This is a genomic window from Acinetobacter sp. A1 (genome assembly GCF_012371315.1).
Classification (GTDB): domain Bacteria; phylum Pseudomonadota; class Gammaproteobacteria; order Pseudomonadales; family Moraxellaceae; genus Acinetobacter.
Window position 1 is genome coordinate 13,460 of the sequence record NZ_JAAZQY010000024.1, and the last position, 12,752, is coordinate 26,211.

Genomic DNA, 12,752 nt, shown 5'->3' on the forward strand with positions numbered 1-12,752 from the left:
AAGCAGCATTTTAGATTAGTCATCTTAGTCTGAGATGACTATAATCGAGCTCGAACCGAAATAGAGGAAATACTATGTCACTGGCAAGTCAGTTAAACGACAAGCAACTTGAAGCGATGAAATACACTCAAGGACCCTTGTTAGTGCTTGCAGGGGCGGGTTCAGGTAAAACTTCGGTGATTACCCGAAAAATTGCTTATTTGGTTAAGCATTGCGGTATTCCTGCGTATCGGATTACAGCAATGACTTTTACCAACAAAGCTGCACGTGAAATGAAAGAGCGTGTGACCAAATTGTTGTCTCGCGAAGAAGCCAAAGGTTTGTCGGTGTCGACCTTCCACACCTTTGGTCTGAACTTGTTGCGTCTTGAATTAAAACATACGCCATTAAAAGCCAATTTCTCTATTTTAGATGCCGATGACTGCAAACGTATTCTGATGGATTTAATGCACCGTGATAATTTGTCAGGTGCAGAAAGCAAGGAACTGATTGCCAAAGCCATGAAGATGATTTCAGATTGGAAAAACGATCTGATAGCACCAGAGCAGGCACATACCACTTGTGAAACGCCAGAAGACATTCAGTTTGCGCATTTATATCAACTCTATGAACGTAATTTACGAGCTTACAACGCAGTCGATTTTGACGATTTGATTGTGATGCCGACTCGTTTATTGCAAGAAAATGCAGAAGTACGTGACAAGTGGCAGAACCGTGTTCGCTATTTATTGGTCGATGAGTATCAGGACACCAACACCGCACAGTATATTTTGGTGAAATTGCTGGTAGGGGTGATGGGGCAGTTCACCGCAGTAGGTGATGATGACCAATCTATTTACGCATGGCGTGGTGCCAAGCCAGAAAATATGGCTTTGCTTAAAGAAGACTTCCCAAATTTAAAAGTGATTAAACTTGAGCAGAACTACCGCTCGACCAGCCGTATTCTGAAAGCTGCCAATACCGTGATTGGTAATAATCCGCATATTTTTGACAAAAAACTGTGGTCAGATAAAGGTCATGGTGAAGTCATTCGGGTAATTACATGCCGTAACGATGATGATGAATCAGAACGCGTGGTGAAAGATTTACTCACACATAAATTGATGAACGGCAAGAGCTGGAAAGATTATGCGATTTTGTATCGTGGGAACTTTCAGGCACGTATTCTGGAAACCCAATTACGCCAAATGCAAATTCCTTACAAGCTTTCGGGGGGGCAGTCGTTCTTCGCACGTGCTGAAATCAAAGATATCATGAGCTATTTGCGTCTGATTATTAACCCAGAAGATGACAGTGCTTTTTTACGTATTATCAATACGCCTAAACGTGCCATTGGGCCTGTAACTTTAGAAAAACTGGGGCTATTCGCACAAGAAAATCATTTGTCTTTATTGGCAGCAGCAGGCGACCAGCGCTTAACCATGGCAATTCCCAAAAAAGCCACGACACAGTTGGCTGAGTTTGCAGATTTTATTAGCAATTTCACGCGTAACTTATTGGAAGATGATGAACCTGTGCCGATCATCCGTCAGATGATGCTAGAAGCAGGTTATATCGACTACATTAAAGAGCAAGCAGCCACACCTGCGCAGGAAAAAACCAAACTCGACAATATTGAAGTGCTGTATAGCAGTATTCAAAGTTTGATTAACCGCGCTGAAGATGTCGATGAAAAAAATATTGAAAGTGTGATTCGTAAAATGGTGCTGCTGGATATGCTTGAGCAGCAACAAGAAGAAGAAGACACCGACAAAGTCAATTTACTGACCTTGCACGCTTCTAAAGGTTTGGAATTTCCATACGTGTATTTGATTGGCTTGGAAGAAGAGTTGTTGCCACACAAAAACTCGATTGTGGCAGATACCGTTGAAGAAGAGCGCCGTTTAATGTACGTGGGCATTACTCGTGCACGTCAGGGCTTAACCATTACCTTGGCAGAACAGCGCAAGGCGGGTGGGCAAATGAAACAAATGACACCAAGCCGTTTCTTGGATGAATTGCCGCAAGATGAGCTGGAATGGCTCGGACGCAAGAAAAAACTGGCGGGTGATGTTGATCCAAAACAACAGGCACAGCATTATTTGGAAAATTTACGCGCGCTGATTAAACGCTAATCTAAGTTTAAAAACATACAGCTGTATTGATGCAGAAACTGCATCAAAAGCCACAGTAAAAATTGAAGAACAGGACAAATTTCATGAAAGTTCAAGTTAAAGTATTAGATTCACGTTTAGGTACAGAATGGCCTATGCCAACTTATGCCACTGCAGGTTCTGCGGGTCTGGACTTGCGTGCCTGTGTGGACAGCACTACTGTCATTGAACCGGGTCAAACGGTATTGGTAAAAACAGGTTTGGCAATTTATATTCAGGACACAGGCTTTGCAGGCATGATTTTGCCACGCTCAGGTTTAGGGCATAAACACGGTATTGTATTGGGTAACTTGGTCGGTTTAATCGATTCAGATTATCAAGGCGAGTTAATGGTATCTGTTTGGAACCGCAGCCAAACCGCGTTTAGTTTAGAGCCTGGTGAGCGTTTAGCGCAGTATGTATTAGTCCCTGTGGTACAGGCAGAATTTGAACAGGTCGATGAATTTGTGGCGACTGAACGTGGTGCAGGTGGCTTTGGGCATACAGGGAAAAACTAATTTTTTAGTCACTTAAACATAGTTTGTTCATTGAATTATAATGCTTGGTAAAGTTTCATCTGAAACTTTACCTGCAATTCTTGAAAAGTAACCAAATATGTACTAATAATGACAAGCATATTTCTAGATCATATGAGACGATAACGCATCCTTAAAAAAGTCTAATTAGAATTTTTAAAATTTATAGAGCTAAGATTTATTCAATTTATGTTGGCTCATTCTTGTAGTTGTAAGCCTATGAACCATCTACTATCTCCATTTCCTCTGCATATTTTTCGTGCTTATGACATTCGTGGTAAAGAAAGCGTATTAACAGCAAACCTCGTACATGCAATCGCACAAGGTTTAGTACAGCAGTATCAACAGCATCAACAGAACCAGATTAGTATCGGTTACGATGCTCGTTTAAATAGTCCCGCTTATGCGGAAATGATGCGACAGGTTTTTCTTGCGCATCATTTTCAAGTGACGATGGTGGGCTGTTGCTCAAGCCCGATGTTGTATTTTATGGCACGGCATACTGCAGGTAATGGCATTATGCTGACCGCCAGTCATAATCCAAAATCTGACAATGGTATTAAATGGATTATGCAGGGTGAACCGCCAACGCCTGAAATGATTCAGCAAGTGGCAATTGATGCCACACCATATTATGTGTTGAATCAAAGTAACAGTGGATGGGCTAATTCTGTCGCTACTACTTCACATGAATTTATAGAAGATGCTTGCCAGCAATATCAAAATGCCATGTTACAGGACATTCATTTGGCACGCCCTTATAAAGTGGTGCTGGATGGTATGTATGGCTCGGCAGGGCATTGCGCTGCATTGGTATTACAAAAAATGGGCTGTGAGGTGGTGGTACTACGCTGTGTGGCCAATGGACATTTTCCAGATCATGCGCCAGACCCATCTCAAGAAAAGCACTTACAACATTTAAAAACTGCGGTACTTGAACATCAGGCAGATATTGGCATTGCTTTAGATGGGGATGGTGACCGTGTGGTATTGCTGGATGAACAGGCAAAGGTTATTTCAGCAGACCGTTTGCTTTCCTTATTTGCAGAAATGTGTCTAAAAACCCATCCACAGCATGAGGTGGTGTTTGATGTAAAATGCTCCACTATGGTACGCAATACCGTGCGTGATTTAGGCGGTCAAGCGGTGATGATTCGTACAGGTAGTACTTTCTTGCGCCGTTATTTAGCTCAGTCGCAGGGTAAAGCCGTGTTTGGTGGCGAATATGCAGGGCATTATGTATTTAATGACGGGCGTGGTTTTGGCTATGACGATGGTATATACGCCGCCTTGCGGGTACTGGAATATTTAAGTCAAAGTGAAGCCGGTAGCATTTCAGCACTGATGCAGAAATATCCTGAGCGCTGCTGTACAGAAGATACTTATATTAGTACGCATAATATTGAACCAAGTACCGTTTTAAACGATGTAGAAAGCTGTAGTCAGCAGAGTGGCGCACAATTAAGTAAAATTGATGGTGTAAGACTTGATTTTGAAGATGGATTTGGCATTATTCGAGCATCCAATACGGGCGAATATTTTACGGTGCGTTTTGATGCCGATAATCCATCACGACTGAATGATATTCGCGATACATTTGTTTCCATGTTAAGTGAGCGATACCCTGAAATCGCCCAAGACATTCTAGATGCTCAATAAGGAGAGGCGAATGCCACATCAACAGACTGGTATCGACAAAGCACAAATTTTGACCGAAGCTTTGCCGTATATTCAACGTTTTGCGGGCAAGACCCTTGTTGTAAAGTATGGCGGCAATGCCATGACTGATCCTGAGCTGGAAAGTTCTTTTGCACGTGACATTGTGCTGCTTAAAACAGTCGGATTAAACCCGATTGTCGTGCATGGTGGCGGCCCACAAGTAGATTCTATGCTCAAGCAATTGGGACGTGAGTCTGACCGTATTGACGGTATGCGCGTGACCGATCCTGCCACTATGGAAGTGGTGGAAATGGTGCTCGGTGGTAGTGTGAACAAGTCCATTGTGAATTTAATTAACCAACATGGTGGTCGCGCCATTGGTTTAACAGGTAAAGATGGTAACTTGATTCGTGCACAAAAATTATTGATGCAAAAAACCACCGAAACAGGCGAAGTCGAGCAGATTGACCTTGGTTTAGTAGGTGAAGTGGTTGGGGTAAAAACTGACGTTTTAGAAATGTTTACCAGCAGCGACTTTATTCCTGTCATTGCACCTTTAGGTGTCGATGATGCAGGCAATACCTATAACATCAATGCCGATTTGGTGGCAGGTAAAGTTGCAGAAGCATTAGGTGCAGAAAAACTGATTCTACTCACCAATATTACTGGTGTGCTGGATGAAAATAAAAACTTATTGACCGGTTTGACTACGCAGGAAGTTGATCGTTTGATTGATACCGGTGTGATCTATGGCGGTATGATTCCTAAAGTTGGCTGTGCATTAGATGCAGTCAAAGGCGGTGTAATCAGCGCACATATTGTAGATGGTCGTGTGCCGCATGCAACCTTACTGGAAATCTTTACCGATCATGGAGTTGGTACTTTAATTACCAACCGAGTGCAGGCACGTAAGTAATAGTTCATTTGAGTGGGTTTGCACATTGTGCTAAGTCTGCAAAAGATTGAAAAGAGCTTCAAAGGAGGCTCTTTTTTTATGCCGTACAATAGTCATTTGTTGATTTTAAATGCCGAATCAGGCTGATTTGAGTAAAACAGAATTCTGCTAAAAATCAGTCATCATAGTGTCATGCAGCTGTCCTAGTGTAAGAGAAAACACGAGGTATCTATGATGCTGCAAAAATTAAATCAATACCGTCAACAATTAAGTTTTCCATTAAGCAAAGTTGGCAAAGCACAGAAAAAAAATAGCAAAGCCACACAATATGCGTTTGAATGGGTCGAAAATTTAAAACAATTACAAGAGGTACAACGCTTTCGTGCTCAGCAATTTTCTAAACAATTTGGCATTGAGTTTGCGTCAGGGTTAGACCAAGACTTATATGATTTTAGCTGTGAACATGCTGTGCTTAGAGATAAAGCAACGGGTGAAATTGTGGCGTATACCCGTTTAAAACTTTGGCAAGGGCATGAGCTAGCCAATAGTTATAGTGCACATGAATTTAAAATTATAGATGAATTGGGACATTTCTCAAATATTGTTGAAATGGGGCGAACTTGTGTGCATCCACGCTACCGTTCGGGAAAAACCTTGTCTATTTTATGGCTGAATTTGATTCCAAAAGTTTTATGGGAAATGCGTGCCAAACATTTAATTGGCTGTGTCAGTATTCGCTTGGAAGGTAATGAAGCACGTGCCTATTACACCCATCAAGCGATTCAGCAATTGTCTGAAAATCAACGCTGTGATATTCAATCTCAAGATGCATTTGTGCCGAGTTGTCCAAGTCATAGCTTTAGTCAAGATGAACGTATCCCTAAATTATTTGACGTGTATTTAAAAATGAATGCCAAACTCTCAACTCAGGCATTTTATGACCGCGAATTTAATTGTTTGGACTATTTTGTATTGTTAGATGTGAAGCAGATGGCAAAGCATTTTATTCGACAAAAGAAAGTCAAAGTGTCATAAGCCTGCAGTTCAAATTTTCTGATTTGAAATATCATGATGGCTGATGCACAATAATAAAATTAACTAATTATTGTGTATAGATAAAGCCTTATGTGTCAGTTGCTTGGAATGAATTGTGCGACACCTACCGATATTACCTTTTCATTTCGGGGATTTTCGCAGCGCGCTGGAATTACATCAGATCATTCAGATGGCTTTGGAATTGCTTTTTTTGAAGATAAAGCTTGTCGTTTATTTGTCGATAATCAGTCTGCAGTCGAGTCACCAATTGCCGAGCTGATCCGTAATTATCCAATTAAATCACGTAACGTGATTGCGCATATTCGTAAAGCCACACAAGGTAAAATTAATCTAGAAAACTCACATCCGTTTAGCCGTGAATTGTGGGGGCGTCAGTGGATTTTTGCCCATAATGGAGACTTACACGATTTTCATCCACGTTTGTCGGGACGTTTTACCCCTGTGGGTAATACTGACAGTGAGCGTTCATTTTGTTATTTACTTGATCAATTTGTTAATCGCTTTGGTTATGATGAACCGAGCTTGATGCAAATTTTTGACTTATTGGCAGAAATTTCCCCACAAATTGCAGAACATGGGACTTTTAATTTCTGCCTATCGAATGGACAAGTCTTGTTCAGTTATGCGGTCACCAAATTACATTGGTTGGTACGTGCCTATCCATTTCAACCTGCCCAATTGATTGATTTAGATGTTGAAGTCGATTTTAGTCAAGTCACCACACCAGACGATTGTGTCGCGGTGATTACCACAGAACCTTTAACGCAAAATGAAACTTGGACTGCATTTCAACCTGGCGAAATGATTTTATTCCAGCAGGGGCGTCCTGTTAAATCGCAAATGACGCATATTGAGCGTTTGGAACGTGAGCGTTTGAACCCTGAATTAAGGCGTGTGACCAAAGCTGATCAATATTAATCAGTCCGAGTCGTATATGTGAAAAATATTCATTTTATTTAGGTGTTTTTTCTTAAAATCAAGAATAAAAATGTGTGAATTGATTAATTAATAATTGATTCTTTTGGTCGGGTATTGCTATTGTTTTTAATGTAAATCAATTGGTTATGTTTGTTTTTAGTAGTTTTGGTTAATCCCTACTAAACCACTCCATTTTTATTTGTGCTAAATGCGGCTACCATTCATCAACGTGATTAATCATTTATTTCTGTAGGGTGATCGTATGAAGATGAAGTGGGTTCCAGAATACAATACTGGTATCGATGTGATTGACGATCAGCATAAACGTATCCTCGATTATATTAATGAAATTGTTGAAATTGGCGATGGTACTGATCGAGCTCGTGTAAAGCAGATTTTAGATAATATTATTGATTACACTCAATCCCATTTTACTTTTGAAGAGTCATTGCAAGAAGAAGCGGGGTATAAATACCGTGTACCGCATAAACGCGTGCATGATTTATTTATTAAGAAAATTGAATCTTACCGTGATCGTTTTGAGATGGGACATTCGATTGAAAGTGAATTACATGAAGTTTTATCTAAATGGTTAATTAATCATATTCAACACGATGACGCCGATTATGTGGGCGCTGTGAAAGAAAATATGATGGGTATTATTAAAGAAAAAGAGCAGAAGAAAGGTAAGGGGTGGTTTGCTCGTTTCTTCTCGTAATGACAAATACTGTTTACGCACAATATTGAATTGATGTGATAACAAGTGCTACAACAAAAATTATAAATTTGCGCAGCAAACTGTCTTTAGATAGTTTGCTTTTTTCTTTTTTGAGGTTTTGCTTTTCCTTGATGACAAAGGCAAAATAGCCGTAGATTTTTATTAGGACAGCATCATGCAGGACAATGCTATGTCACGATGGTTATCGCCGCTGATGGCATTTGGTTTATCTTTTATTATTATTGCCACTTTGGCACCTATGACCGGTATTCAGGTTGAGCGTCAGCTCGATTTTTGGTTACTTTGGTTGGGTACCATGGTGATTTTGGCATTACCAATCACCTATTTAGAAATTGCTTTAGCCAAGCGCTCTAAAAGTACCGCACTACAGGCATTGTCTGGTTTAACCCGTGATGCAGATGCTTCACCAAAATGGCGTATTGTAGGTTGGCTTGCGGTGGTGTTTATTCCGTTATTGGCAGGTGGCTTGTTGTCCAATGCTGCGCAAATTCTGAATCAATACGCAGTAGAAGGTTTGGCCAGTAACATTGTACTGGTTATTCTTGCGGTTGTGGCATTGGCACTGTCATTGCTTGCACGTCAAATTTTACTGTTGTGTACTGCTGTAGCTGTCGTGGCTGCATTGGTTTTAGCCAATGTATTTGGTACCCAATTGCCTGCATGGCAAGTCACACCTATTGAATTAGGCGAGTGGGGGAGTGCAACAGTATTGGCTTTGGTTGCCAGCGGTTTGGGCATGGGGTTGTACTGGCAAACCAGTTTGGCGCAGGCGCAACAGCAAAATGCGGCAACATCAACCGTTTTACCCATCTGGATTGCACAATTATTGGCAGTCGTTGCTTTTGCCTTCTTTGCAGTACAAGCACAAATTCCTGCACTGGCGTTAGTGGTTGCCGCAGTTGCAGCTGCTGCCGTGTTATTACAATTGGCACGTGAGCAATTGGCACAGCGTCAAATGGCCGTTGCGATTCAATGGATTGTCTTAATTGCAGCAACACTGGTGTGGGCAGTGCCAGCCATTACTTCAGTATTTAATTTTGTGTTGTTGCTTTGGGGCTTGGTGATTTGCCTGATTTATGCCATTTTCGCAGGCTGGATTATGAAAATCAGCCATCTTCGTAAAGCTATGAACTTTAGCAGTGAAGCCTTGTATAACCTGTGGCGTATTGCAGTACGTGTTGTGTTGCCTATATCAATTGTAGTCGCTATTTTTGCATTGATTGGACAGTTTCTAGCATGAATCAAATGATGCAGGTTTGGGTTGCGTATGCAACACCTGAACAACAGTGGCATATTGCGGTTGCATTTCAGCAGGGTATGACCGTTGCTGATGCAATTCAAAAAAGTGGAATTGCTACACAAACCACTTTAGCAGAACCGTTGTCTGTGGGGATTTTTGGTGTAAGGGTTGAGCTGCAGCATCAATTGCAGGCAGGAGATCGGGTTGAAATTTATCGTGCTTTGACCATTAACCCGAAAGACATTCGGCGTAAGCGTGCTGAAAAGAACCCTGTAGGGCGTTATGCCAAAAGCAATCGCCTCAGACAATTGAAATGATTTGAAAAACCCCTCAGCGAGGGGTTTCTTTTTATTTTAAAGGGGCTATAGTGGTGGCGCGTTGAGAATCGCTTCTTTCGATCCTGGTAAGCCAGGTTGAGATTCTGGGATGGTTTCTAGGCCTTCAATTTTTTGCACGATACCAGTTTGATCGAAATAGATTTTCAAATGCTGACCATGCGCGGCAGGGATCTTGGCTTTTTTAGCATAAGTTCCTGGGATATAATTGTAAATGTAGTCCCAACGTAACGGGTTCATTGGATCGGAAATGGTTGGACTGCCCAGTAAAAAGCGAACTTGTTGGTGACTCATACCGACTTGGACTTTTGAAGCTTGCGCTTGGGTTAAAGGCGTACCCTGTGGAATATCTACTTTATAAACGCCCAAGGTCGAACAGCCTGCGAGCAGTGAAGTGACCAATAACGTCAACATGATTTTTTGCATTTTGCTACACTATCCCAAATTAATTATGATGCATTTGATCCAGTGTTAGATCATACTGCATCTTAACTTTGTTGCATATTCCAACTTTAATTTTGTTGAGAGACCTTTTTACATGCCTATTTCAAATCAAGAATTACGCAAAGCTGGACTTAAAGTTACCCTTCCACGAATTAAAATCCTAGAATTATTAGAAAATTCAAAACAACATCATTTAAGTGCAGAAGACATCTACAAAACTTTACTCGATCAGGGCGAAGATGTGGGTTTAGCAACTGTGTATCGTGTGTTAACACAGTTTGAAGCTGCTGGGATTATTGAGCGTCATAATTTTGAGAACAACCACTCTGTATTTGAAATTATGCAGGAAGATCACCACGACCATTTGGTGTGCTTGAACTGTAGTAAAGTAGTTGAATTTATTAATGATACTATTGAAAAAGAACAGCACGATGTGGCAGAAAAATTCGGTTTTGAATTAACGGGTCACTCGCTAAATTTATACGGTTATTGTGATGCGCCGGAATGTCGTGAAGCATTGCGTAAAAAATAAGTTAAAAATACAAAAAAGGCTTCCATTACGGAAGCCTTTTTCTTATCTGTTTTGAGTTTATTGCCCATCAAACGTGATATTCGATGTAGCATGCAATAAACGGTCGCCACCTTCTTCTGATAGCTTGATTTGTAGACGCAAGTCGTTTGGTGAGTCAGCGTGCTTGAGTGCATCTTTGTAGCTAATTTGCTTGGCTTTATACAGATCGTATAAGGCTTGGTCAAAGGTTTGCATGCCCAATTCACGTGAACGCTTCATCAAATCTTTAATTTCGTGTACATCACCTTTACGGATTAAATCTGCAATGAGCGGTGAGTTAATTAAAATTTCAATTGCAGCACGACGTGAGTTACCGTCAATAGTTGGAAGGAGTTGCTGCGCCACAATTGCTTTGAGGTTCAGCGATAAATCCATAAACAACTGGCCATGACGGTCTGCTTCAAAGAAGTGAATAATACGGTCAATGGCTTGGTTGGCGTTGTTGGCGTGCAGGGTTGCAAAAACCAAGTGACCGGTTTCGGCAAAGGCGATAGCATAATCCATGGTTTCGCGGGAACGAATCTCACCAATTAGAATCACATCTGGCGCTTGACGCAGGGTATTTTTTAATGCCACTTCAAATGAGTCGGTATCAATACCCACTTCACGTTGGGTAATAATACAGCCTGCATGTTCGTGTACAAATTCAATCGGGTCTTCAATAGTGATGATATGACCTTTGGAATTTTGGTTACGGTAACCAATAATTGATGCCAAAGAGGTCGATTTACCAGTACCAGTTGCACCCACAAAGATGATAATACCGCGTTTGGTCATTGCCAAATCTTTTAAAATTGGCGGCAGTTTTAACTCATCCATGGTTGGAATTTTGGTTTCAATTCGGCGCAGTACCATGCCAGGTTCATCACGTTGCTGAAATGCACTGACACGGAAACGTGCCGATTTTTCACGGTTGGTGATGGCAAAGTTACATTCACGTGTTTCGGCAAATTCCTTGCGCTGCTTTTCACTCATAATTGAGTTCAGTAACTGCCCGACAATTTCACCTGTCAGTTTGCTTTTGGCAACAGGCACAATTTGTCCATGAATTTTCATGGACGGTTCAACATCGGCAGTAATAAACAAGTCAGACGCTTTTTGCTGAATCATCAAATTCAGTAAATCATTAAAGTCCATCGCGTATCTCGAATTTTAAACTTATAAGAATGATTCAGGCTGCTTCGCAACAGTTCGTGCAGTCTGTGGACTAATTACACCGCGCGATACCAAGTTTTTCAGGCTTTGGTCGAGTGTAGTCATACCGTAGTTTGCACCAGTCTGAATAGCCGAATACATTTGCGCTACTTTGTTCTCACGAATCAAGTTACGTACCGCAGGAATACCAATCATGATTTCATGGGCTGCAACACGACCACCGCCATTTTTCTTCAGCAGAGACTGTGAAATGACGGCTTGTAGAGATTCAGATAACATGGCACGAACCATGTCCTTTTCTTCTGCAGGGAATACGTCAATGACACGGTCAATGGTTTTTGCCGCCGAGGTGGTGTGTAGCGTACCAAATACCAAGTGACCTGTTTCCGCAGCAGTCAGTGCCAAACGAATGGTTTCTAGGTCACGCATCTCACCCACCAAGATGATGTCAGGGTCTTCACGCAGCGCTGAACGCAGTGCTTCATTAAAGCCATGTGTATCACGGTGTACTTCACGTTGGTTAACCAAGCATTTTTTAGATTGGTGTACAAATTCGATAGGGTCTTCGACTGTTAAAATGTGGTCATAACGATTGTCGTTAATATAATCGATCATCGCCGCAAGGGTGGTCGATTTACCTGAACCCGTTGGCCCTGTCACCAAAACCAAACCGCGTGGATATTCACAAATATCCTTGAAGATTTGCCCCATGCCTAAATCTTCAAGTGTTAATACTTTTGATGGAATGGTACGGAATACCGCACCTGCACCACGGTTTTGGTTAAATGCGTTCACACGGAAACGTGCCACGCCAGGCACTTCAAAAGAAAAGTCAGTTTCTAGGTTTTCTTCAAAATCACGGCGTTGTTTATCATTCATAATGTCGTACACTAATTTGTGTACTTCTTTATGTTCTAATGCAGGTAAGTTAATACGACGTACTTCACCATCCACACGAATCAGTGGTGGCATACCAGCAGATAAGTGTAAATCCGAAGCGCCGTTTTTAGCGGAGAACGCCAATAATTCTGTAATGTCCATGAAAGTCCCCGAGATCAATTAAATCTTAATT

13 protein-coding genes are annotated in these 12,752 nt (G+C 41.4%); 10 read left to right on the forward strand and 3 right to left on the reverse strand.

Features of this window, described 5'->3' with window-relative positions; all coding sequences use genetic code 11:
• The first annotated feature begins 74 nt into the window (after positions 1–74).
• The 9 genes from HHA41_RS09360 (at position 75) to HHA41_RS09400 (ending at position 9,492) form a co-directional block, all read left to right on the forward strand.
• On the forward strand, positions 75–2,114 hold the full coding sequence (locus HHA41_RS09360) for a UvrD-helicase domain-containing protein (RefSeq protein WP_168418243.1): 2,040 nt from the start codon (positions 75–77) through the stop codon (positions 2,112–2,114).
• An 83-nt stretch (positions 2,115–2,197) separates the two neighbouring features.
• Positions 2,198–2,650: a dUTP diphosphatase gene (gene dut / locus HHA41_RS09365; protein ID WP_168418242.1), complete on the forward strand. Its 453-nt coding sequence runs from the start codon at positions 2,198–2,200 to the stop codon at positions 2,648–2,650.
• A gap of 237 nt (positions 2,651–2,887) precedes the next feature.
• Entirely contained in the window at positions 2,888–4,327 is a 1,440-nt protein-coding gene (locus tag HHA41_RS09370; RefSeq protein WP_168461474.1) for a phosphomannomutase/phosphoglucomutase, read from the forward strand.
• 10 nt (positions 4,328–4,337) lie between these two features.
• Positions 4,338–5,243 carry an acetylglutamate kinase gene (gene argB, locus HHA41_RS09375; protein ID WP_168461476.1) on the forward strand — a complete coding sequence of 302 codons (906 nt, stop codon included), beginning with the start codon at positions 4,338–4,340 and terminating at the stop codon, positions 5,241–5,243.
• Positions 5,244–5,456: 213 nt separating this feature from the next.
• Entirely contained in the window at positions 5,457–6,257 is an 801-nt protein-coding gene (locus HHA41_RS09380; RefSeq protein ID WP_168461497.1) for a GNAT family N-acetyltransferase, read from the forward strand.
• A 90-nt stretch (positions 6,258–6,347) separates the two neighbouring features.
• Positions 6,348–7,196 carry a class II glutamine amidotransferase gene (locus HHA41_RS09385; protein WP_168461478.1) on the forward strand — a complete coding sequence of 283 codons (849 nt, stop codon included), beginning with the start codon at positions 6,348–6,350 and terminating at the stop codon, positions 7,194–7,196.
• A gap of 262 nt (positions 7,197–7,458) precedes the next feature.
• Complete coding sequence (locus tag HHA41_RS09390) at positions 7,459–7,914, forward strand: bacteriohemerythrin (RefSeq protein ID WP_168418238.1); 456 nt, start codon at positions 7,459–7,461, stop codon at positions 7,912–7,914.
• A 175-nt stretch (positions 7,915–8,089) separates the two neighbouring features.
• Positions 8,090–9,175 (forward strand): hypothetical protein, encoded by a 1,086-nt coding sequence (locus HHA41_RS09395; RefSeq protein ID WP_168461479.1) that lies wholly within the window; start codon positions 8,090–8,092, stop codon positions 9,173–9,175.
• A complete protein-coding gene (locus HHA41_RS09400) occupies positions 9,172–9,492 on the forward strand; it encodes an RnfH family protein (RefSeq protein ID WP_168461480.1) in 321 nt (106 codons plus the stop codon). The genes HHA41_RS09395 and HHA41_RS09400 overlap by 4 nt, the downstream gene beginning before the upstream one ends.
• Positions 9,493–9,537: 45 nt before the next feature.
• On the opposite strand, the gene bamE is transcribed toward HHA41_RS09400, so the two are convergent.
• Positions 9,538–9,936, reverse strand: coding sequence for an outer membrane protein assembly factor BamE (gene bamE / locus HHA41_RS09405; protein WP_168418235.1), 399 nt, complete (start codon positions 9,934–9,936; stop codon positions 9,538–9,540).
• Between the two features lie 112 nt (positions 9,937–10,048).
• Between bamE and fur the strand changes: the two genes are divergently transcribed.
• Positions 10,049–10,486, forward strand: a complete 438-nt coding sequence (gene fur / locus HHA41_RS09410) for a ferric iron uptake transcriptional regulator (RefSeq protein WP_004975325.1) — start codon at positions 10,049–10,051, stop codon at positions 10,484–10,486.
• Between the two features lie 57 nt (positions 10,487–10,543).
• Here the strand turns inward: fur and HHA41_RS09415 are convergent, their stop codons facing one another.
• Positions 10,544–11,662: a PilT/PilU family type 4a pilus ATPase gene (locus HHA41_RS09415; RefSeq protein ID WP_168418234.1), complete on the reverse strand. Its 1,119-nt coding sequence runs from the start codon at positions 11,660–11,662 to the stop codon at positions 10,544–10,546.
• Between the two features lie 21 nt (positions 11,663–11,683).
• Positions 11,684–12,721 carry a type IV pilus twitching motility protein PilT gene (locus tag HHA41_RS09420; RefSeq protein ID WP_168418233.1) on the reverse strand — a complete coding sequence of 346 codons (1,038 nt, stop codon included), beginning with the start codon at positions 12,719–12,721 and terminating at the stop codon, positions 11,684–11,686.
• Positions 12,722–12,752: the final 31 nt, after the last annotated feature.